Genomic DNA, 22,390 nt, shown 5'->3' on the forward strand with positions numbered 1-22,390 from the left:
AGCATCTGTTGCAGCTATCTTCTTGACAACTGAAGCAACTATTGTTTCGGTTTTTTTTGTAAGTATTTTATGAGTTTATAGGCTTTGAACTTGTATTCAAATTCATCACATATTACAATAATCACAGACCAATAAATTGTGGTCATAAAACCTATAAATACCTAGTGAGATGGGAAAAGTATATGGTTTATAAAACCCCCGAAACCCTTACGGCTCTAGGCGGCAACATCGTCAACGAATGAGCAATGCTAACAATTATTATCAATATCTCCAAGTCTAAGCCAACGAACTCGGAATTCATTGCCATGGTGTCGGATAACTACGAATGAATAGAGCTAAAGAGATTGAGGGATGATGTTAAGGTGAATAATGGATTTTGAAGTTAGAAATTCTTATATCGATACAGATCAGTTCCTGCTACTAGTGACTGAAAAGTCCATTTCCAATCTGGTGTGCTGTAATATTTTTATCCGCATTGTTATTAGTTAAAAGGGGAATGAAAGGAGGGACTAGCACAAATGCTACGCCCCTCCTTTTCACATTTAAAGAGTGTAAAGTGAGATTTATCTCTCACATTTTTTCACTCAATTCTAGATTTGAAGAATCTCTCTGTATCCTTATCCATGAAGTATACATAGCAGCCTTTCATACCACGAGTTAGAAGGACCCTATAAGTGTTTTTCACTAAATCAACAAACTGTTCCTTAGAACGCTTTACAACAGTATCATGGGAATGTTCTTTATGTCCTTCCCATGATTGATTATCAAAATCATAGGTTAGGTCCTTCCCGAATATGATGCCTACATAATCGAATTCAAATCCTTGTGCAGTATATACACAACCGACTTGATTAATTCCATTAGGATCATAAGCCCATAAAGATGATTGAGGAATATTTATATCCAATCTTCTTGCATTAGGCTTAGCATTCCATGGTCTTTTAAAGTCACCTACTATTACATCTTCAACTAGCGTTCCATCTGGATTTGGTTCTGACCATTTCCAACAAAAACCTGCTGTTAATCTTGCAGTGTTACCTTCGCTATCTTTTTCTTTTATTGCATTGTCTAAATCTAATGGGGAATTAAAAACTTTAAACTCAAAATCATCATTTGAATCCCAAATAACATTCGCAGTTTTTTTAATGGACAGCGTATTGTTAATCCAATTTATGAATCCATCTGAACCGTTACATCTGAATTGTGCATCTAGTTCTTCCAAATATATTTTGCAATTGTTTTCTAATGCATACTTAGTAATGTAAGATACAGAACCAATCTCATCTGGTCGCACTACTTGATCATCATCAATGAAAAATACAGATACTTTTGAGGCGTTAATAATTTCTGCAATTTGAGGTAGATCAGTTCTGTGTTCCTTTTTCATAAATCTATTATTACTAGTCTTCCTAATTCGATGGGCCTCGTCACAAATTAATACATCAATTTCATTGTCTTTTGCATCCATATAGCTATTGAAATATTTAAACTGAGCACTGCCTCGTTTGCCGATTATTTCACGTAAAGTCTCAGTAAATGCTTTAGAACCAGTTGCATAGTGGGCATTATACCCGTCTAATAAAAGGTCTGCCATTAGATTAAGAGCAATTACTGACTTACCCGTTCCTGGACCGCCTTTTATTATAACAACTTGTTTTTGTTTATCATGAAATCCATCTCGTGCAAAGGCAAATATTTTATCATAAATAATTTGTTGCTTATCTAATAGGATATACTCTGAATTACCTTTTATTGTGTTACCTACATGATCCATTAATTTCTTGCTAGGTCTGTACTTACTATTTTCAATTTTATTGAGAATTTCCATACCATCACCGGAACTCACCTTAGATCTAAGATAATCTTTAAGGTTATTAACATCGTCCCCTGTGAACAATGGGTATTTGTTTAAAGATTCACTGAATTTTTCGGCAAAAATCACATCATCTGAGTAATAGTTATAATTATGTAGATAGGCACAGGAATATAGATCAATAGGATTATCCCCATCATAAAAAGCAGTTAGTGTGTCTTGTAGGTACAATTGATATTGACCAACTTGCACAGAGGGATGGAGAAGGTCTTTTTTTGAGCCAGCCACCCATGTAACAACCTCATTTTGACCATTTGACTCTTCGCATTGATCCCATTGCTTAAGCTCGATAATAACGGCATTCTCTGTTCCATTAGTATTTTTTCCAGTAATCATGCAATCCAATCTTTTGGAATTAATAGGCAATTGGTACTCCAGAAAAATCCCATTGTCATCGGTTAAGTCTGAATATTGAAAAATTTGAGAAATTGCTCTCAAGGAATTCTTCCAGGATTTAACCTCAGAATCAGAGGGGGAATATCTGAAATGAAGAAAGAAGCTAGCTTTTAGTTTTTCAGCAATTTGATTCTGTATTGTGTCCTCTATAAACTGGGCAGATGTCCCTGAATAAAGTTTCATTATGATGCACCTCGATGTTATTATTTAAGCGTATAGGTAATAGTATATTCGCAACTAAATTCTTTCGACAAAAGTTCGTAGTAATCCTTTATTATGACGATAAGGATAATGCTAACTAATTAAATTATTTCAATTGAATTTATTTCTTATTAACGCATATTAGTGGTATGTTATAAATAATTAGTGCACACCTTAGTTAGTCCGGAAATAGACCTATTGATATCTATCAATGAGTTTATATTTTATACCTTGGGAGGTTTCGTTATTGCAACAACTTACATCAAAAATAGTTGGTTTTAGGGATCAGAGAAACTGGGGACAGTTTCATAACGCTAAAGATTTAGCGATTTCACTCTCACTTGAAGCGAGTGAACTCTTAGAGCTATTTCAATGGGAGCAAAGTGATAATGTTGTTACGGATAGGAGGGAGGATATTAAAGATGAACTTGCGGATGTCTTGTATTATGTGCTTTTAATGAGTCATGATCTTGGAATTAATATAGAGGAGGCTCTAGAATCTAAGCTCAAGAAAAATGAAAAAAAGTACCCGGTGGATAAGGCGTATGGGAGTAATAAAAAGTATACGGAGTTTTAGAGGAGGTAAATATACGCGTAGTGCAATTACAATTATGTACCTCTTGTAAATGGTGCGCAACCGCATGACTATGAAGAGAATCGAATGTTAGTAATGTTCTACTACACATTTTATCGGGCAGAGGCTTTCAAGCAGTGTTTCAGAGATATAGAAGAAGGAAGTCAAGAAATTCTAAATTGATTATACCTATGCCTATTAGTTGAAGATGTTGATGTTCAAGATGAATTTAATTTACAATGGGTTGATGTTGCTCTTGAATTGAAAGAAGCTCTTCACTATCAAATGTTAGCAACAGCAGCAATATCAGATCATAAAGTTATTCATCAAGAACCAATAGGAAATAAAGTTGTTTTATCCATAATCGATAATATTTTGTTGTGCATGGAATTAGATGGTATACACGTGGTAACAGTTCAAACGGGAAGTAATTTAATAAGAATCACGCAAATGAAAATAACATCTACTCTATTACATATTAATCCTATTGTCGGTCATCAAAACGAAAAAAGTCGTAATTAACCTATTTAGAGGATTTTCCATTTTTATGTGACAGTTAAATACTACAACTTAACTTATTTATTATCTTCCCCATTCACAATCTCCCGTACTACATTCCTAACTAACCTTAATTCCTTCGGATTCGATTTTCTCAACATCATCACAATTTCACTGATTTCCACATCAGCTCCCGTCGACTCGCTATCTTCATTAACATAGCTAAATAGCTGAGAGACGCTGACATCCAGTGCACTTGCAATCTTTGCAAGATTAAGCAGAGCGATATTCTTTTCTCCTCTTTCAATCTGTCCAATATATGAAAAATGAAATCCACCTTTTTCTCCAAGGGATTCCTGTGACATTCCTCTTTCTTTGCGCAAAACTCTTATACGAGCACCAACCAACTTAAGGATTTCTTTATCTGCCATTGATTACACCTCTCTATTCAAAAAGTGTAGTCAAGTTTCCCAATAGTAAACATCAGTATATTAATATCTTTTTAATAATTGATATTCAAAGATATTAATATGATGTATAATAATGGTATTAGTGAAATCATTTGGAGGATAAATATATGGTTAATGATGTGTCTATGAAAGATTCGAATGAATCCGCGATATTACACCATGATCAATACAGATATACAACTGTGCAGAACTTGCATAATCTTTCTCAAACTTTTATGAATCTCACTATACTTTTTACAAATCAAAATTTACTCTATACATGTATAGGGTTATGCGATCGAGCGTTGGAAACGATGCTTAAGGCACTTTACATCAAACAGAAAGGTAGTATCTATCCTCCGCATATATTGTCCTTGGATGATTTGTATGAGCTTATTTCACTTGAATCAGGTCCAGATTTAGATAGTGTCATGTTCGTCGATTCAATTCGCTTTTTGGCAAGGCTCAAAGACCACTCATTTTTACAGCAGATCAAGATAACACATTTCAAGAAACTAATAAAGAAAGTAGATGACCTATTGTGTCGATTATCACCAAGAGTCACAATCCATCCATCGGATACATACCAGTCCATATTTTTAAAAATAACATTTCCATAATCTCTCTAATCCTTTCCATAATGATATAATGATGTGAGGAAACCACGAGCAACATGAAATAGAAGTTACAACATAGAAGCTTATACACCAAATGCAATCGGCACATCTCAAGATGTTGATGAAGAGAGTGGACGATGTATTAATTCGATTATCAGAACGAATCACAAACCATCCTTCAGAACAATATCGCTCTATTTTCTAAAAGAAGTATTCCTAAGTAGAGAAGTCAGATACATCTCAATGGTATGCGTTGCCGTTTTAGTGTTGATCCTGAACTTAGACGAATCCAATCGGATGATCTCATAGTAAGGGGACTTTGTTTGGCTATATGCCATTCAAGGTCTCTTTATTTGGGACCGAGTATTTGATATGACAGTGTCATATCCAAATGCTGACTGTTGTGAATATCGTACCCATCGGTTCAGAGATACAATGAAGGTACTTACTGATGAGGGGATGATTGACGCAATGGAGAGGGACAGTGGAAGAATTCGCTTGCTAGATATATTGAGAGGTTTTGCTGTATTAGGTACACTTGGAACAAATATTTGGATATTGGCACACTTGGGGGATTTGAACTATATATTTTCCTTTAATCACAATGCGTGGTGGGCTTCAATCCAAGATTTTGTAAGAAATTTTGTATTGTTTTTAGTCAATGGCAAGCTCCTTGGCTTGTTAACCATTATGTTCGGAGTAGGACTTGAGATGAAGTATCAGCAGGCATTAAGAAAAGGTACCGCTTGGCCTGGTGTATATATATGGACATCCATTATACTTATGGTGGAAGGATTCATCCACTTCATCCTTGTGTTGGAATATGATATTCTAATGAGCTATGGCGTAACAGCGATCATTGTGGCTTTTATTATAAAAGGCGGCGATCCCATCATGCGGCGCGTGATGAAGATTGTTGGCGGACTGCACGGGGGAATCATGCTCCTTCTATTGGTTCTTGGAATCTACCTTGGCCTAACCGGAGCCCATATTTCTTTAGGAAATATGAATGAGAATATATTATTATATAGAGATGGTAGCTGGGTTCAGCAAGTGCAGGAACGGTTTACAAATTTTGTTATGTTGCGATTAGAAGTCATTTTCGTTATTCCAATGAACATTTTTCTGTTTCTATTAGGGATTCGTTTAATGAGATCCGGGACGTTTGCTCCTGATGAGAATGGGAGAAAGAAAAGAAAGAAACTACTTCATTTTGGACTATATATGGGTATTCCGTTGAATTTACTTATATTTGTACCAGGCGGCTACTTTGATTTACCCGTCCGTTATTTATTTGCACCCATCCTTTCGCTCGGATATATTGCGCTGATTGCTAAATTAGTAGAAGCTAATCAGAAGCTTTGGCTGTGGGGTAGACTTGAGCAGGTCGGTCAAATGTCACTCAGCTGCTATGTACTTCAGAATGTGATCGCTACGGTGATTTTCTATGGATGGGGCTTCGGTCTTGGCGGTAAAGTCGACTCCGTAACGATTGTGTTTATATGGCTGGGCATAAGCTACTTTCAGGTTATATTTGCTTCCCTATGGCTGAAGCGCTTTAAGTACGGTCCGATGGAATCAGCACGAAGGTTTACTTTTAATCTATTAAGCAAATAGTTAGCGGAATGATTAAACAAATAAGGTGTGCATCTAATCATGTTGAAGAAGATTTACCCCGCAGATCAGATTGAAAAATATCTTCTTATTGATTTGATCGCTGTTATATTTCTAATTTATCGCATTATTATTTCTGAATGGGCCATTCATTTTGCAGTCAAATTATTATTCATCGCATTATTTGTAGGTTGCTATTATGTTGGCTTATGGCATCGGGATTGGCGTTTACTCATGGCCAGTCTCGGGGGATGCCTGTTAATTGTAGCACTTAGCATGTACGTCGATAGTTGGCTATTAATGTATGGCTTTGTGTTTGCAAATCTGCTTGGCAGAGCGTATCACAAGTGGATTATCAGTGTAGGGATGGCTGGAATCATAGTTATGTTTATGGTGTACTGCTGGATCAATGAGGGTAGCCTGATTGGAGTGTTCACACCCAAGTATTTCCCAATCCTTATTGCCCAGCTTGTCACACCAATCGTTATTTATACAAGAACGAAGGCTAATTTCTTGAAAGAAAAGCTTGATATAGCCAATGCTCAGCTTGAACGTTATATTCAAGAGGAAGAAAGAACCCGGATCGCAAGGGATCTGCATGATACGCTGGGGCAAACGTTGACGATGATTAAATTAAAGAGCGAGTTAACGTTAAGATTGGTTGATAAGAACCCAGAGAAGGCAAAGGATGAACTGAATGATATTGTGAACACATCCCGATTTGCTTTGAAACAAGTGAGAAAACTAGTCACGGATATGAAATTTATATCTCTTGAGAAAGAAATTGAATTATCAAGGGATATTGTTCAAAAGGCTGGGATTGAATTGGTCGTAAACAATAAAGAGTCCAGACCTCTGCTAACCAATGTGGCTGAAACGATGCTGGCGCTTTCCATCAGAGAGGCCATTACCAATATTATTAAACATAGCGAAGCCAAACAATGTACAATTAGCCAATTCCAACAAGATGAGCATTATCATATTCAAGTGGGCGATGATGGGAATGGAAACCTAATGGAGGGGCAGGGCAACGGTATTCAATCTATTAGAGAACGTATGGCCTTACTGCAAGGAGAAGTTCATATTGTGGCTTATCCGAACAATGGAGCTACGATTACCTTAAAGGTTCCACTGATGAGGAATAGGAGGGTGAAGTAGGCGTGATACGTGTAGTCATAGCAGAAGATCAGCAACTTCTTCGAGGGGCATTAACGTCTTTATTATCCTTAGAAGATGATATTGAAGTCGTAGCGGAAGCAGCGGATGGTCAAGCAACATGGGAGGCTATTCAGCAATATCAGCCGGATGTTTGTTTACTCGATATCGAGATCCCCTTACTTACAGGTCTTGAAATTGCGGAGAGACTTAGACAAGAAGGGAGTTCATCGAAAATAATTATTGTGACCACGTATGCCCGCCCTGGTTTTTTGCAAAAAGCAATGGCATTGAAGGTAGAGGGCTATTTATTAAAAGATGAACCGATTGATTTCTTAATTGATTCCATTCGTAAGGTAATGGCTGGTAAGCGGATCGTAAGTATGGACTTAGCAGCGGCGCTTTTTCTGAAGGAAGAAAATCCGCTTACCGAGCGTGAAACGGAAGTGCTGCGGATGGCACAGGAGGGGCTGACGACTAAGGAAATCGGAAAGAAAATATTTCTAACAGACGGAACAGTCAGAAACTACTTGTCTTTAGCCATTCAAAAATTGGAGGTAGAGACCAGACAGCAAGCCACCGAGAAAGCACGTGATCAAGGTTGGATTTGAAATATAGACCATTTGCCAAAAGACCGATTAAAGTATTGTGCACGCCTACATATAATAAACTAGTAGGAATCGAATTCCATTCATTATTACATCAAAAGGTATGATGTAGAGTTATATCAGCGAAAGATGAACCGTATTCAGGCAGAGAAGCTAGACAATCTATGATTCTCTGCTAGAAGCGAACATCACAGATCTAATTATTTGGGCTGAGCATGATGAAAAGGCTAGTAAATGGAATCAAAATAAGCAACATAAAAGCTACTAACAATAAAGGATACTAAAAAAGCTGATTGGAATTCTAATCAGCCTTTGCTAGTTACAACATAGTATAAAATGATTACTCTTCCAACTCTATCTCGAAATTCTCTATGAGAATGGATGGTTCAATATGTAAGCCTCTGGCTAATGAGATATTGGTGAGTAAATGATACTCAATCAGTTCAGAAAGGTATGAATTTTGTCTAAAACTTCTTGTGTAACGGAAATAGGGGCTTGTCCAACAATTTCGCAACGACGTGCTTTCCAACCTAAGGTTTTTATCTGATCGCTCAAAATCACTCCGGTTATCTTATCTTCCTCAGTTAGCTTTACTTCAAATGGATAACCCTTCGATTGATTGGTGATGGGACAGAAGGCAGCGAATCCGGTGGCTTGATTAAAGGCCTTCGGGGATAACACGATAGCTGGCCTTCTTCCAGATTGTTCGTGTCCTGCTTGTGGGTCAAAACTTAGATAGACCAAATCGCCACGGTCGGGAACACTCACAGGGATTCATTCCCTTCTGATTTTCCAAAGTCTATTTCTTTGTGCCGATTTGTTGGGGTGATTTGAGAAAGCAATTCTTCCAGCGTCGGCTTTTGTATTACAGGAACTAAGCTTAGACCACCCTTATCATCGAAATCTAAATGCATTTCAGTACCTTCACCAATACCTAATTTTGAGGTGAATTGCACAGGAATTCGTAAAGCTAAACTGTTCCCCCACTTTTGTACTTTAACAGACATTGCGCTCACCCTTTTCCCATTTGATAAATCCATGATAGCACTCCCTCCCCTTCGCGTATATACATAGTATATACGCGAAGGGGAGGGAGTGCTATCATGTTTCCTCAAATTGAAATTAATTACAGATAATCTGGTGGATGATTGATAGCAGGGATAATGAATGCGTAGGCTGAACCGTATACGTGAGAAGCAGTAACAGAAGCTAATGACGAGAAAACTAGATACACCAATAGGGATATTTGTAATTGAGACTAAGAATTATAATGGGGAGATTAAAGGCAAGCTTCTTCATTTGTGCGATCAACCCCAAACTCTTATCATATTGTTCTAAGTTGTATTTTTCCATTTCATGAACAACTTTAATGTGAAATGATTGTAGTTGGATGTAAACAGTGTTATTCTATCAACTCAACGGTAAACTTTAAATCTATGCTCTTCACTACATCTAATAATAGTCACCATTTTAGTTATAAAGAAAGGTAACACTATGATAAAAGTCGATAACTTATCCTTCTCATTTCCGCAAAAAGAACTATATAAGAACATTTCATTTACGCTTGAAGAAGGACAGCATTGCGCTTTCATAGGAACAAGTGGCAGTGGGAAAAGTACACTGATCGATATACTGATGGATCCAGAAAGATATTTGTTCGAAGGTATGTTAGAGATGGACCCAAATTGCAGTATCGGGTATGTAAGTCAGTTCTCCCAACTAGACAGAACGAAAGAAACAACCGTTTTCGAATATATAGGGGAAGAATTTATTAAGATACAAAATGAAATAGAATCCATTTGTGCTGAAATGGAAACATCAACGGATATGGATTCGTTACTTGAAAAGTATCAATTCGCTTTAGATGCATTTGATGCCATGGGTGGGGAAGATTTTGAAAGCAATATTAACAAGCAACTAAATCTAGCCAACCTCATGAAGCTAAAAGATGTTAGGGTATCCGACCTGAGTGGTGGGGAATTCAAACTTATTCAAGTAATGAAGGAAATGCTCGAGCGTCCAGACCTCATGATTATGGATGAACCCGATGTATTTTTAGACTTTGACAACCTTAATGCGCTTAAAAATCTTATTAATTCTCACAAAGGAATGCTGCTAGTTGTTACGCACAACAGATATCTATTAAATCATTGTTTCAACAAAATCTTACACCTTGAGAATATGGAGATCCAAGAGTTTGATGGGCGATATATTGAGTATAACTTCTCATTACTTCAGACGAAGATTGAGTTACAAGAACTCACGATCGCTGAGGGTGAAGAAATTGAGAGAAATGAGAGCATCATCGATAATCTTAGACATATCGCAACGTATAATTCAGAAGCATCTAGAGGGAGAGCGCTCAAAGCTAGAGTTAAATTTCAAGAACGATTGGAAGCGCGTAGAATTAAAGCACCTTTCGTAGATATTAAGCAACCGAATATTAGTTTAGATATTGATAATGACATTGAAGAAGAGACCATTGTTGTAAATGTCAATAATTATGGTGTTTCCTTTGATGAGTTGCTGTTAGAAAATGTTAATTTTGAGATCAAATCTACAGATAAAGTAGCCCTGATCGGTGCAAATGGTACGGGGAAAACGACTTTGCTCCGGGAAATCTTTAAAAATAATCATGAATCCATTGAAATAAATGCTGATGCTAAAGTGGCTTATTTATCTCAGTTCCAAGGCGAAGTTCTAAAGGATTCTAATACAATCCTAGAAGAATTCATCGATGCTGGGTTTGAAACGTATGAAGAGGTTAGATCATATCTTTCCAACTATGGCTTTGAGGGTGAAATCGTTAATCAGAAGATTGAATCTTTATCTGGTGGAGAAAAAAATATTCTTCAATTAGCTAAAGTTTCTGCCAGTAAAGCAAACGTATTGCTTCTTGATGAACCGACAAGTCATTTAGACACCTATACACAAATAGCACTAGAGAAAGCCATTGAAGAGTACAAAGGCGCGATTCTCATGATTTCTCATGATTTCTATTCTGTGGTAAATGGGATGGATTATGTTCTAATCGTTGACGATAAGACAATTAGAAAAATGACTATACGCAAATTTAGAAAGATGATTTATGCTAATCATTTTGACAGAGACTATTTAGAAACGGAACAAAAGAAAAAAGCAGTTGAAACGAAAATAGAATTGGCTTTAAAAGATAATAATTTTGAACTTGCAAAAGTATTGGTTGATGAGCTAGAAGAGCTGATTAAGTTGCTTTAAATCATAACCCTCTGATTGAAATGATTACAAGAATCAATTTATTATACTGGGAATTACGGCTACGAAGTCAGTTACAGCTAATAGGGCTAAAGTGAATTAGTCTGAGTTCAACGATGAAATAAGATGTTGGTGGAAAAGTATCAACAAAAAAGACACTGATGAATAGGATCTCAGTGTCTTTTTACTGCATTGATTTCTTGATAGCTCTTGCCGTGGACAGTGGTTCACTTATTATTAAATATCTCTCTTAACACATTCTTTGTTCCTTCAGAAAAAATCGAATTCAGGCAGAGAAGCCAGACAGGGTATTATCTGAATCGGATATTCAGAAGATCTATGATTCTCTGCTAGAAGCGAACATTACAGATCTAAGCATTCGGGCTAAGCATATTGAAAAGGCTAGTAATACTAATAAAACGAAGTAACATAGAAGATATTTGTACTAGAAGAATATGAATAATGGATACAAAAAAAGCTGATTGTAATCCCAATCATCTTTTTGCTAGTTACATAGTACAAAATAGTTAATCTTCCAACTCCATCTCGAAATTCTCTATGAGAATGGATGGTTTAATATGTAATGCTTTGGCTAGTGAGATAATGGTGAGTAAAGAGGGAGCCTTTTCTCCGTTCTCCAGTTCACTAATATAAGATCGATCAACACGGGAATATAAACTGAGTTCGTCTTGGGTTAGTTGGTTTTCTTTTCGAATCTTCCGAAGAGCCCTTCCAAATGCGAGGAGTTCAATTAACTTCTTCTTATCATTAGTTGCCAACTTTAAAACCCCTTATTTGATAGTTAAAGATAATCATATGTCTTTCTATAAGGTTATTTCAGTAGGCTATTGCCTACAAAACATAGTGCGTGATAGAATACATATACTGGGAATGTTTATAATGATAGGATACAAAATTTCGTAGTTACTAGATTGGGATAATAACATCATTTTTTATTAGATTCTAAAAAGATACATAATTCACCAAGATGAATCGTACAAGAATCAAATTGGGAGCTGAAGCATGTGAATAATCTAACCTCCATGGGTGAATGCAGAGATAACAGGAATAAGATGACAAGAATGCAGGCGAATAGCTCAACTCAAACAAAGACCATACATAAACTACATGATCTCTCACAGATCCATATGAATTTCACATTTCCCTTTATACAGGAGAACTCACCCCGTGTATGCTTTATATTAAGTAACCGAGCATTAGAATCGATGCTTAAAGCGCTGTATATGAAAGAAAATAATAGTGTATTCCCTCCACATTCATTATCACTGGAAGATGTGGTTCAATTCACAGCTCAAGAGTCAGGCCCTGATTTGGATACTGTTATGTTTATTCACTCCATTCACTATCTAGCAAGTCTCAAAGACATCTCCCTTATACACCAAATGCAATCGGCACATCTCAAGATGTTGATGAAGAGAGTGGACGATGTATTAATTCACTTATCACCGCGAGTCACGCTCCATCCATCAGAGCAGTATCATTCCATTTTCTAATAGAAGCATTGCATTAGCTATTCGAGGGTTAAATTGTGGATATCTTAAAATATAATGAGCTCTATGCTGATTTTGTGGATAACAAATATGAGTTTCTTACACTTGTACACCGGATTATCCAGTGTATCAACAGGGTAGGCGTTGTTTATCCGGGAATATAAAGAGGACGATATATAAGTTAATAAATCCTCCATTGTATTTCAGTAAACATTAGTTTGATTTGTTTCATAAAGATCAGATTTAAACACTATTTTTCATGCTAATATATGATTGAGCCCCAAAAAGGTCATCTCATTTGTGATATAGACCTTTTTGAGGGCAATCAATATATAACTATTAAAAAGGGTGGTGCTTTACTTGTTAGATAGGGGAAATAAGATTGCCAGTGTACTTACATGGATCGGGGTTGTTATTATCGTAGCGGGTATCATTGTAGGTGTGGTATTAGGGAGAGAGAATGTCGGTACCTATACAGAGACATATGAACAAGTGTGGTCATTAACAATCATTTACTGGGTTACAGGATTGATATCAGGAATGTGTATTATCGGATTATCAGAAGTTATAGAACAATTACATAGAATAAATTTGAAGATTGGGAAAGGACCAGAGCCAGAAGATGATGATTTGGAATTATTAAATGGTTAATTCGGGGGTTGAAATGTTGGTAAATATAGAATGTCCTATAGAATTGCTTGAATATGAATTATATGAAAGCAAAAGTACTGGCAAGATTTACTGTTCATTAACGTTTAATAGCGTGTCAGACAAAATTATTAAAGGACTTAAGGCTACGATCTATTGTTATGACCAATTTGGCGATTCTATTGGGGAAGGAAATAATAGCTTAGAATGTAAAATCGAATTTAAAGAGGGTTTAGTACGGAATCGAAAACGAAAAACGGACAACAAGATACCACTGTCCGATTTTCAAAATATTAGAAAAATAGAAATTGATGTAATAAAAGTCTTATTTGATGATAAATCGATCTGGAATAAGGACACATCAGAATCAGAAAAAGTCGAATTGACCAAGATAGAGAATAAAATGCTTTTAGAATTTGTTAAGGGTCGTGCAGGAACGGATGCCAAGTACTTTGCTAAAAAGTATGATGATAAATGGATATGTGTTTGCGGAAGACTAAATCATGACGATCAATCCACTTGTAAAAGGTGTAAAAGAGGAAGGGATGATGTTTTAACTGAGTATAGCGATGAGGAAAAGATTAGGAACGATGTGAAAGCCAATGAAGAAAAGAAGGCTGAAAGACAAAGAAAGGTAGAGGAAGAAAGAGAACAACAATTAGAAATCACCAAACAAAAGGCAAAGAAAGTGACTAAATATAGTTCTATTGTTGCTGTTATAATACTAATCGTTGGAGTAACTGTATTTGGATTTATAACGAAGTTTACGTTTTCTATGGCAAATCATCAGTTGTTAAAGGATAAGGATAATCCAGTGGTAGAAACAATAAAAGATGAGAATTTAGTGAAAGATGATTTTTTATTAGAGAATGGGGCTGAAGAAGACCTTCAGAATAGCGGTGAAGAAAAGCCATTACTTGTGGACGGCATTATCGACACTTCATTTGTATGGGGTGGAGGAAACAATGCGCGTGGAGATTTCACAATTAAGTATCGTAAAAACGGTAGCGTCAAAAATAAACAGATGAATGGTATTCTTGAGCCCCTCATTGTGGATATTGATAACAATGGCGTGAAAGAGATTGTGATGAGTTATAGAATAGATTTACCGGAACTTAGTAATGCCGACATGCCGTATTGGGACGATGTATATGATTTCAATATTGCCAAGGAAGAGTTGGTTTTTGCGAGCAGAGAATATCCAGAATATTATCGAAGTTATTTCATACCGTCCATTAAGAAGCGAGAAGCTAGAAGCACTAATGCTGCTGAAAAACATACACACGAAGTGCTTATACGAGCAGCGAATGATTTGATTGATGGGAATTTCAATCCTGATGTTAATCAAGAGAAAATCACCAAACTACTGGAAGATAATACATTTCCAGATGATCTGAAAATTACTATACAAAAAAATAATTTTTACATTCACGGTATTACACTTGATATGAATATAAGTCAGGCCATTAAAATGCTGGGTAATCCTGATGAATCTTTTGAGGTTGACTCGAAAGTCGCAGTTTGGTATTTGGAACACAATTTAGAACTAGTTGCCGAATACTACGGTGAAACAATACATTATATCGCGTTAGGAGAATTTGATCAGATGGCCATGGAGCAAAGCATGAGTAACTTGGGTGAGGCTACTAAAGAACACCAAAACGGACACTTGTACATTACTCCTAGTCAGCATCTTTTTTATAGCGTCATGTCAAAGCCCGGAAGCTTCAGGGTAGAACTTACGCTTCCAGGTGAGCCATAGAGCTAATTAATACTAGATACTGGTTCGACTCCCCTTGGCTCCATCCGTAATAGCAGTGAGTGTGCCCTTAAAGGGCATGCTCACTGTTTTTTTTCTGTATAATGAACTCCAATGAATATATATATATAGAAATCAGCTACAAAAGAAAAAGAGAGGCACTGAAATGCCTCTCTTCCCTAGAATAATCCTTTCACCTGTATTCCTAACAATCCCCGCCAGATCTGGTTCAAGCTCTAGTCACTAAACAGGATATCGTTTATTTGAAAATGAACTTTTTTAAGATCATAGATAACCATTGCAGGTAGAGCTGCGTCTCCTGGTGGTCCGTCGATCCGGCCAAATATAACAACAAACGCTTGGCCTATGATGAGCCCAAGCGTTTGTTGTTTGCTGGTTGAAAAATGATATCTTATTGTGCTTTTACAAATTCAGCCGATTGTATACCAGCTTGGCGACCGAAGATAATGATCTCCGCAACAGAGTTGCCGCCGATCCGGTTTTGGCCGTGCAAGCCGCCAGTAAGCTCGCCTGCTGCAAACAAGCCAGGAATGGCTTCGCCATCTTTATTCAACACTTCTGTGTTCGTATTGATCTTCACGCCACCCATGGTGTAGTGAATCCCAGGGGCGATTTTAATTGCATAGTATGGTCCACTGGACAAGTCGTTGTCCATTGCAGTTGTTCTGCCGAATTCGGCATCCTTTTTATCCTTCACCGCGTTGTTCCATGTATCCAGTGTGGTTTGGAGCTGATCTGCGGGAACACCTATTTCTTTGGCTAATGCCTCGATCGAATCCCCTTGAATGACAAAGCCCATTTTTTCATATTGTTGAATCGCTTTAGCGCGGGATTTTACGCCGGAATCAAATACAAGATAAGCCGATTTTTCAGGCAGTGTATTGATTGCAGCGGTGACATTGTCCCGAGTATCCAGTTCGTTTGCGAAACGTTTACCCTCACTGGAAACGAGGATCGCTCCTTCACCGCGAACCGCTTCCCCAATGAGGTAGGATTTCTCTTGCTGTACCGTTGGGTGAACTTGGATTTGATCCATATCGACCGTTACACCGCCGAGTTTTTCAATCATCTTGATGCCGTCACCGGTGCTGCCTTCTTGGTTTGTTGTCACAAGACCTTTCAGATCGGAGCGAACCTCGGCAATCATGTCCATATTGGAGCCGTAACCCCCGGCTGTAACAACGACAGCATCCGCTGCAATATTTTTCTCATCATTCTGGTCGAAGATAACTTTGACGCCACTTACTTTGCCGTCTTGTTCCGTAATTTCCATTACATTTGCGTTCACAAAAAGTGGGATTTCTTGTTCTTGTATGTTTTTCAGCAAACCGTTAACAAGGTATTGTCCTACCGCTGAGCCATCTTCAGGACGGTGTGTACGCTTTTCGCTCATACCGCCTGTAATCGTGATATTGTTCAACCGAATCCCAATGGAATCCAGCCAATCGATCGCACTCGCAGAATTGTCAACGAAGAAACGAAGCATCTCTTTGTCGTTTGTATCATGACCGCCTTTTAACGTCTCTTCATAAAATGAATCATTGCTGTCGTTAATGCCTTGCTCTTTTTGGAACTTGGTTTCAGAAGCATTCATTCCTGAAGATGATTTTGTTGTATTTCCGCCGGCCATCGGCATTTTTTCAAAAATAACCGGGTTCATGCCTTTTTCTTTTGCCTCAAGTGCAGCAGACATAGCAGCACCACCTGCACCGACAATGATAATATCATATTTATCTTTGAGTTGATCGATTGGTGTATAGCCGACTTGAGACGCCCCCGAAACAGCTTCCGTTTCTTTGGTCTCTTCTTTTTTGTCATTGCCCTGACTCTGGTTTTGATTCTGGTTCCCGTTGCCGCATCCCGCGATCGCGAGCATGAGAGAGAGAACGAGAATAAGCGTTGTTGCTACGTTCTTTTTCATGTTTGACCCTCCGCTTTTATATGTCTGTTATCTAGATGAACGTAAAGAACCCAACAAAAAAGAAGGGAGTAACGGAGAAATTGAGAAGTGGAGGAGCGTGAGCTTCGCCTTTGTTCTCCGAACTTCAAATCTATCACGGTTACCTCCCCTGTCTGAATCGTTAGTCTTTTAGGTTCACTTCATTGTAATACACCATCGGTCCTATATATAGTGATATATTTCACAATGTTTTGGTTTTCGTCTGTAATCATGCATCAGGCGGGAGGGCTAGATGGCTGATTGCAAGGTCTAAAGTCTGTAGGTAGCTCTAACTTTAAGGACGCTAAAGGTCATTGGGCAGTAGATGCAATTGCTACATTAAAAGCAAGTGGTATTATTAATGGTTACTCAAAGGGTCTTTCAAGCCGAATCAAAGCATCCCTAAAGCGGAATTTTGGCTATGTTTTCAAAAGTAATTAACACGACTTCACCTTCAAACCCGACTAAGTTCAATGATGTTTTGGGTAGATGGGCAGAGGATGCGCTTAACGGATTATCTGATAGCGATATTGTAAAAGGGCGGGTGAAGGGATCATTCAAGCCTAACGCTAGAGCTACAAGGTCAGAGTCGTTACTCATGATCCTGCGCATGCTAAACGTCAGTCTTGGTCTTTTACTAGACATAGTAGTTTCATATTACATGAATAAGGTAGGTACTGATAATACATAATTTACCGTATTTCTGTCATCCAATATAATTTCAAAAATCCTTTGTTAATATAACATACAACACATGTGGAGTGCTGTGTGTTGCTGGTTAGAGGGTAGTGACTAGGACCACATCAGAACAGCCCGATCATTTGGTGACCGGGCTGTTCTGATTTTGCAACCAGACTGTGACTATACCAGTGTAAACTAGGGTAAGAATCTTATATGCTACAAGTCTATTTATTCTTCAAATTAATTTTGAATGCATCCCCCTCATTGCCACCAAAAACGATCATCCCACCTTCAGGTAGTACTACCGAATGATTGCTCGTTGCCTTTGAAAAGTTCACAACCATTCCATTCGCGTCATAAACGGCAAATCCCCCACTTACCGGAGTCTCAACGTTCATGACTCGATTGGCTGATTTTCCATCAATCTTATACCATACAGCCTGACCATTGGATGGTATGGTGCTAATCGAGGAGTTCCCTTCATAAATGGGTTGAATCGCATCTTCACTTATATAGGATTCTCCATCGATCATTAATTGCTCTGTATGGTCCATGTTATAGAAATTCAAATCAAAAGCATCTCTTCCGCTAAAAATAGGAATATCAAATACATTTACTGCTTTATTCTTATCAACAATTTGAGTGCCGGATGCGTATCCATGGTTGACATCAACGGATAAATTTAAGGCCAAAGACGCCTTAATCATATACTTGAATGAAGTTATCTTTTCATCCAAAGCGTAGTAATTTTTTCCATTTCTTTGTTCCCATACCGTTTGAGTTGACTGATTTAGAGGATTGGAATCTAACTTTTGATACTCATACGTTACCATAACCGTTTGACCTAATCCCGGAAAATTCAAATAATTGCTAAGTTTTAAATAGGTTTTTCCATTCTTCGGTTGGTCAAAGCTTATGGTTACATCCCCATCGTTGTTTTTGAATTGTCCTTTGCCTATATATACATATTTTTGAGGCGGTATCAATCCGCTTAGAGCGGGTAAATCAATCTCTCCGTTCTTGAACTCCAGATTTACCGTTTTACCTACGTTACCGTATAATCCAGAGTAAGCAAGCAAATCCGACGGCATATCCACTTTCAATGGAGGTTCAAATGTTTTTTCAGGCAGGAGCTCTTTAATGATGCCTTTGACTCTTATATATTCCAATAAAACATTGGATGCAAAAATACCATTGTAGATAGATTTCCCTCCAGATGAAAGTATAGCTATAGAAATATCATGTTCGGGTAGGGTAGTCAAAACAGCGTGATACAGTTGCGTATCTCCACCTTTGGATAAAGCGGTTATTCCGTAATCACTAAACGGTGCTAAACGAACGGCATCCCAACCAAGACCATAATTAATGCTGTTTGTCTCTTCAGAAACCCACACTCCCTTTCTATACTCATGACTTTGCATAGCCTTTGCTGACTTCTCAGATAAAATATCCGTTCGATTTCCGATTAATACTTCAGAGAACTCAACTAATTCTTCGGCCGTGGAGTAGAGGCCTCCTGACCCAATGAGATTGACATTCTCAACGGGTAAAGCCTGATCTATCGCAGGAAAATAAGTTTTTGCGAGCTTGTCTCTATCAAATGAATCACGTGGTGTTTTAGTAGAGCTTAAATGAAGAGGCTTGCTAATAAAGGTTTCAATGAATTCGCTGTAACTTAACCCGCTTACTCGTTCGATCAAGATTTCAAGCAGTTGAAAACCATCGTTACAATATACCGAGGATTCGCCTGGGTTTGACTTTAACCTTTCTGATTGTAGTTTGACCAATAATTCATCATGATTTTTCGTATCATTGTCATCGAGCAAAAAGCTATTCTCGTAGTGACTACCATAAAGTCCTGAAGAATGATTCATCAACATGCGCGGTGTAATCTTTGTGTATCGTTCATCTGCCATTTTAAAGTCCTTGATATACGTGGTTAGTGGTTTATCAATATCAATTTTATTAGAATCAGCTAGCATCATCGCTGCAGCAGTTACATACACTTTACTTACCGAGCCTATTCCAAACATCGTGTCTTTGGTTATCGGATTCTTGGTCGCTTTATCGTATACACCAGCGCTACCCGATAAAACAATGGATCCATGGTCCATAATTGCATACTGCAATCCACTTACACCATAATCGGACACGATCTTCGAAGCCAGCCCCTGTGCCTTTTCTTTTACAGTATCAGGATTCGTTTGAGCAAAAGCAGATGTGACCGGTATTGCAATAAGCATAGTGGTCATTAATATAGAAACCATCTTCTTCATTATTTGTTCCTCCTCGTATTCTATCTAGACTTTACTTGCTGAATTCAGCATACAAGGAAGAGGGCTGTTATATTAAAAAATCACCCTGAAACGAAAAAAACAATCCCTAAACAACATGTTGTCTAGGGATTAATCAGAAGCCCGATCATTTGGTGATCGGGCTCTTCTCGATAAGAATCTTATGTGCTACAAGTCTATTTATTCTTCAAATTAATTTTAAATGCATCCCCTTTATTACCACCAAAAACGATCATCCCACCTTCAGGTAGTACTACCGAATGATTGCTCGTTGCCTTTGAGAAGTTCACAACCGTTCCATTCGCATTATAAACGGCAAATCCTCCACTAACCGGAGCCTCAACGGTCATGACTCGATTGGCTGATTCTTCATCAATCTTATACCATACAGCCTGACCATTCGATGGTATGGTGCTAATCGAGGAGTTCCCTTCATAAATGGGTTGAATAGCATCTTCCCTGATATAGGATTGTCCATCGATCATTAAATGCTCTGTATGGTCCACGTTATAGAAATTCAAATCAAAAGTATCTCTTCCGTTCAAAATAGGAATATCAAATACATTTACTGCTTTATTCTTATCAACAATTTTAGTGCCGGATGCGTATCCATGGTTGATATCAACGGATATATTTTTGGCCAAAAGCGGTTTGAGCAGATACATCATTGAAGTTATCTTTTCATCCAAAGCGTAGTAGTTTTTTCCATTTCTATGTTCCCATACCGTTTTAGTTGACTGATCTAGAGGATTGGAATCTAACTTTTGATATTCATAGGTTACCGTAACCGTTTGACCTAATCCTGGAGTATTTATATAAGTGTTAAGTTTTAAATAGGTTTTTCCATTCTTCGGTTGGTCAAAGCTTATGGTTACATTCCCATCGTTGTTTTTGAATTGTCCATTGCCCGTATATACATATTTTTGAGGCGGTAGCAATCCATTTCCTAGCTCGGGTAAATCAATCTCTCCGTTCTTTATCTCCAGATTTACCGTTTTACCTACGGTACCGTATAATCCAGAGTAAGCAAGCAAATCGGATGGCATGTCCACTTTCAATGGAGGTTCAAATGTTTTGTCAGGTAGGATCTCTTTAATGATGCCTTTGGCTTTTGTATATTCTAATAAAATATTAGATGCAAATATACTAGTGTAGGTACCACTCCCTCCAGATGAAAGCACAGCTATAGAAATATCATGTTCAGGTAGGGTAGTCAAAGCAGCGTGATACATATACGTATCTCCACCTTTAAATAATGCGGTTATTCCGTAATCATTAAACGGCGCTAAACGGACGGCATCCCAACCAAGACCATAATTAATGGTGTTTGTCTCTTCAGAAACCCATACTCCCTTTCTATACTCATGGCTTTGCATAGCCTTTGCTGACTTCTCAGATAAAATATCCGTTCGATTCCCGATTAATACTTCAGCGAACTTAACGACTTCTTCGGCCGTGGAGTAGATGCCTCCTGTCCCAATGAGATTGGCATTCTCAACGGGTAAAGCCTGATCCATCCCAGGAAAATAAGTTTTTGTGAGCCTGTCTCTATCAAATGAATCACGTGGTGTTTTGGTAGAGGTTAAATGAAGAGGCTTGCTAATATAGGTTTCAAGGAATTCACTGTAACTTAAACCGCTCACTCGTTCAATCAAGATTTCAAGCAACTGAAAACCATTATTACAATATACCGAAGATTCGCCGGGGTTTGACTTTAAGCGTTCTGATTGTAATTTGCCCAATAATTCATCATGATTTTTCGTATCATTATCATCAAACAAAAAACTATTCCCATAGTGACTACCGTAAATTCCTGAAGAATGATTCATCAACATGCGTGGCGTAATCTCTTTATATCGTTCATCTGCCATTTTAAAGTCCTTGATATACGTGGTTAGTGGTTTATCAATATCAATTTTATTAGAAGCAGCTAGCATCATCGTTGCAGCAGACACATAGGTTTTACTTACCGAGCCTATTCCAAACATCGTGTCTTTGGTTATCGGATTCTTGGTCGCTTTATCGTATACACCAGCGCTATCGGATAAAACAATGGATCCATGATCCATAATCGCATACTGCAATCCACTTACACCATAATCGGACACGATCTTCGAAGCCAGCTCCTGTGCCTTTTCTTGTACAGTATCGTTATTCGTTTGAGCAAAAGCAGGGGTGACCGGTATTGCAATAAGCATAGCGGTCATTAATACAGAAACCATCTTCTTCATTATTCATTCCTCCTCGTAATTCTTTCTAGATTGTACTTGCTGAATTCATCATATAAGGAAGAAGGCTGTTATATTAAAAAGCACCCT

Annotated in this window: 20 protein-coding genes; 12 read left to right on the forward strand and 8 right to left on the reverse strand. The window is 37.8% G+C overall.

The genetic code is table 11. The features are described from left to right. Positions 1 to 580: 580 nt before the first annotated feature. Positions 581 to 2,452 carry a DUF2075 domain-containing protein gene (locus UB51_RS25210; RefSeq protein ID WP_044879657.1) on the reverse strand — a complete coding sequence of 624 codons (1,872 nt, stop codon included), beginning with the start codon at positions 2,450 to 2,452 and terminating at the stop codon, positions 581 to 583. Positions 2,453 to 2,717: 265 nt separating this feature from the next. Here UB51_RS25210 and UB51_RS25215 point away from each other — a divergent pair, with 265 nt between their 5' ends. Both UB51_RS25215 and UB51_RS25220 read left to right on the forward strand, forming a co-directional pair. Continuing rightward, positions 2,718 to 3,047 (forward strand): nucleotide pyrophosphohydrolase, encoded by a 330-nt coding sequence (locus UB51_RS25215; protein ID WP_044879658.1) that lies wholly within the window; start codon positions 2,718 to 2,720, stop codon positions 3,045 to 3,047. Positions 3,048 to 3,305: 258 nt separating this feature from the next. After that, positions 3,306 to 3,566: a hypothetical protein gene (locus tag UB51_RS25220; protein ID WP_144407071.1), complete on the forward strand. Its 261-nt coding sequence runs from the start codon at positions 3,306 to 3,308 to the stop codon at positions 3,564 to 3,566. A gap of 53 nt (positions 3,567 to 3,619) precedes the next feature. Here UB51_RS25220 and UB51_RS25225 read toward each other — a convergent pair whose 3' ends face one another. Continuing rightward, positions 3,620 to 3,973: a helix-turn-helix domain-containing protein gene (locus UB51_RS25225; protein ID WP_044879660.1), complete on the reverse strand. Its 354-nt coding sequence runs from the start codon at positions 3,971 to 3,973 to the stop codon at positions 3,620 to 3,622. A 146-nt stretch (positions 3,974 to 4,119) separates the two neighbouring features. Here UB51_RS25225 and UB51_RS25230 point away from each other — a divergent pair, with 146 nt between their 5' ends. The 4 genes from UB51_RS25230 (at position 4,120) to UB51_RS25245 (ending at position 7,988) form a co-directional block, all read left to right on the forward strand. Next, positions 4,120 to 4,611, forward strand: a complete 492-nt coding sequence (locus UB51_RS25230) for a hypothetical protein (protein ID WP_044879661.1) — start codon at positions 4,120 to 4,122, stop codon at positions 4,609 to 4,611. Between the two features lie 468 nt (positions 4,612 to 5,079). Further along, positions 5,080 to 6,225 (forward strand): DUF418 domain-containing protein, encoded by a 1,146-nt coding sequence (locus tag UB51_RS25235; RefSeq protein WP_044879662.1) that lies wholly within the window; start codon positions 5,080 to 5,082, stop codon positions 6,223 to 6,225. A 39-nt stretch (positions 6,226 to 6,264) separates the two neighbouring features. Beyond that, on the forward strand, positions 6,265 to 7,380 hold the full coding sequence (locus UB51_RS25240) for a sensor histidine kinase (RefSeq protein WP_044879663.1): 1,116 nt from the start codon (positions 6,265 to 6,267) through the stop codon (positions 7,378 to 7,380). A 2-nt stretch (positions 7,381 to 7,382) separates the two neighbouring features. Then, on the forward strand, positions 7,383 to 7,988 hold the full coding sequence (locus tag UB51_RS25245; protein WP_044879664.1) for a response regulator transcription factor: 606 nt from the start codon (positions 7,383 to 7,385) through the stop codon (positions 7,986 to 7,988). Positions 7,989 to 8,423: 435 nt separating this feature from the next. On the opposite strand, the gene mazF is transcribed toward UB51_RS25245, so the two are convergent. Beyond that, the gene (gene mazF / locus UB51_RS25250; RefSeq protein ID WP_044879665.1) at positions 8,424 to 8,753 is read right to left on the reverse strand and encodes an endoribonuclease MazF; all 330 of its coding nucleotides are present in this window, start codon (positions 8,751 to 8,753) and stop codon (positions 8,424 to 8,426) included. Beyond that, positions 8,750 to 9,025, reverse strand: a complete 276-nt coding sequence (locus UB51_RS25255; protein WP_044879666.1) for an AbrB/MazE/SpoVT family DNA-binding domain-containing protein — start codon at positions 9,023 to 9,025, stop codon at positions 8,750 to 8,752. Before UB51_RS25255 ends, mazF begins: the two co-directional genes overlap by 4 nt. A 454-nt stretch (positions 9,026 to 9,479) precedes the next feature. Between UB51_RS25255 and UB51_RS25260 the strand changes: the two genes are divergently transcribed. Continuing rightward, entirely contained in the window at positions 9,480 to 11,222 is a 1,743-nt protein-coding gene (locus UB51_RS25260) for an ABC-F family ATP-binding cassette domain-containing protein (RefSeq protein WP_044879667.1), read from the forward strand. A 524-nt stretch (positions 11,223 to 11,746) separates the two neighbouring features. Here UB51_RS25260 and UB51_RS25265 read toward each other — a convergent pair. Next, complete coding sequence (locus UB51_RS25265) at positions 11,747 to 11,998, reverse strand: helix-turn-helix domain-containing protein (RefSeq protein WP_044879668.1); 252 nt, start codon at positions 11,996 to 11,998, stop codon at positions 11,747 to 11,749. A 246-nt stretch (positions 11,999 to 12,244) separates the two neighbouring features. Between UB51_RS25265 and UB51_RS25270 the strand changes: the two genes are divergently transcribed. The 3 genes from UB51_RS25270 (at position 12,245) to UB51_RS25280 (ending at position 15,140) form a co-directional block, all read left to right on the forward strand. Beyond that, positions 12,245 to 12,733: a hypothetical protein gene (locus tag UB51_RS25270; RefSeq protein ID WP_052676078.1), complete on the forward strand. Its 489-nt coding sequence runs from the start codon at positions 12,245 to 12,247 to the stop codon at positions 12,731 to 12,733. Between the two features lie 357 nt (positions 12,734 to 13,090). Then, positions 13,091 to 13,381, forward strand: coding sequence for a hypothetical protein (locus UB51_RS25275; protein ID WP_044879669.1), 291 nt, complete (start codon positions 13,091 to 13,093; stop codon positions 13,379 to 13,381). A gap of 13 nt (positions 13,382 to 13,394) precedes the next feature. Next, positions 13,395 to 15,140, forward strand: coding sequence for a hypothetical protein (locus tag UB51_RS25280; RefSeq protein ID WP_044879670.1), 1,746 nt, complete (start codon positions 13,395 to 13,397; stop codon positions 15,138 to 15,140). Between the two features lie 409 nt (positions 15,141 to 15,549). Here UB51_RS25280 and UB51_RS25285 read toward each other — a convergent pair whose 3' ends face one another. Further along, positions 15,550 to 17,079, reverse strand: coding sequence for a flavocytochrome c (locus UB51_RS25285; protein WP_044879671.1), 1,530 nt, complete (start codon positions 17,077 to 17,079; stop codon positions 15,550 to 15,552). A gap of 279 nt (positions 17,080 to 17,358) precedes the next feature. On the opposite strand from UB51_RS25285, the gene UB51_RS25290 reads away from it, so the two are divergent. Then, positions 17,359 to 17,538, forward strand: coding sequence for an S-layer homology domain-containing protein (locus UB51_RS25290; protein WP_044879672.1), 180 nt, complete (start codon positions 17,359 to 17,361; stop codon positions 17,536 to 17,538). Next, positions 17,519 to 17,788, forward strand: coding sequence for an S-layer homology domain-containing protein (locus UB51_RS29870; protein ID WP_044879673.1), 270 nt, complete (start codon positions 17,519 to 17,521; stop codon positions 17,786 to 17,788). Before UB51_RS25290 ends, UB51_RS29870 begins: the two co-directional genes overlap by 20 nt. Before the next feature lie 214 nt (positions 17,789 to 18,002). Here UB51_RS29870 and UB51_RS25300 read toward each other — a convergent pair whose 3' ends face one another. Beyond that, positions 18,003 to 20,054: a serine hydrolase domain-containing protein gene (locus UB51_RS25300; RefSeq protein WP_044879674.1), complete on the reverse strand. Its 2,052-nt coding sequence runs from the start codon at positions 20,052 to 20,054 to the stop codon at positions 18,003 to 18,005. A 194-nt stretch (positions 20,055 to 20,248) separates the two neighbouring features. Beyond that, positions 20,249 to 22,303: a serine hydrolase domain-containing protein gene (locus tag UB51_RS25305; RefSeq protein ID WP_044879675.1), complete on the reverse strand. Its 2,055-nt coding sequence runs from the start codon at positions 22,301 to 22,303 to the stop codon at positions 20,249 to 20,251. Positions 22,304 to 22,390 lie beyond the last annotated feature (87 nt).

The organism is Paenibacillus sp. IHBB 10380, assembly GCF_000949425.1.
Taxonomy (GTDB): domain Bacteria; phylum Bacillota; class Bacilli; order Paenibacillales; family Paenibacillaceae; genus Paenibacillus_AQ.

What these genes read in the sequence shown, in the direction of transcription:
- UB51_RS25210 (WP_044879657.1), bottom strand. Translation starts at nt 2,452, where the DNA reads ATGAAACTTTATTCAGGGACATCTGCCCAGTTTATAGAGGACACAATA.
- UB51_RS25225 (WP_044879660.1), bottom strand. Translation starts at nt 3,973, where the DNA reads ATGGCAGATAAAGAAATCCTTAAGTTGGTTGGTGCTCGTATAAGAGTT.
- UB51_RS25230 (WP_044879661.1), top strand. Translation starts at nt 4,120, where the DNA reads ATGGTTAATGATGTGTCTATGAAAGATTCGAATGAATCCGCGATATTA.
- UB51_RS25235 (WP_044879662.1), top strand. Translation starts at nt 5,080, where the DNA reads ATGGAGAGGGACAGTGGAAGAATTCGCTTGCTAGATATATTGAGAGGT.
- UB51_RS25240 (WP_044879663.1), top strand. Translation starts at nt 6,265, where the DNA reads ATGTTGAAGAAGATTTACCCCGCAGATCAGATTGAAAAATATCTTCTT.
- UB51_RS25255 (WP_044879666.1), bottom strand. Translation starts at nt 9,025, where the DNA reads ATGGATTTATCAAATGGGAAAAGGGTGAGCGCAATGTCTGTTAAAGTA.
- UB51_RS25260 (WP_044879667.1), top strand. Translation starts at nt 9,480, where the DNA reads ATGATAAAAGTCGATAACTTATCCTTCTCATTTCCGCAAAAAGAACTA.
- UB51_RS25280 (WP_044879670.1), top strand. Translation starts at nt 13,395, where the DNA reads ATGTTGGTAAATATAGAATGTCCTATAGAATTGCTTGAATATGAATTA.
- UB51_RS25285 (WP_044879671.1), bottom strand. Translation starts at nt 17,079, where the DNA reads ATGAAAAAGAACGTAGCAACAACGCTTATTCTCGTTCTCTCTCTCATG.
- UB51_RS29870 (WP_044879673.1), top strand. Translation starts at nt 17,519, where the DNA reads ATGTTTTCAAAAGTAATTAACACGACTTCACCTTCAAACCCGACTAAG.
- UB51_RS25300 (WP_044879674.1), bottom strand. Translation starts at nt 20,054, where the DNA reads ATGAAGAAGATGGTTTCTATATTAATGACCACTATGCTTATTGCAATA.
- UB51_RS25305 (WP_044879675.1), bottom strand. Translation starts at nt 22,303, where the DNA reads ATGAAGAAGATGGTTTCTGTATTAATGACCGCTATGCTTATTGCAATA.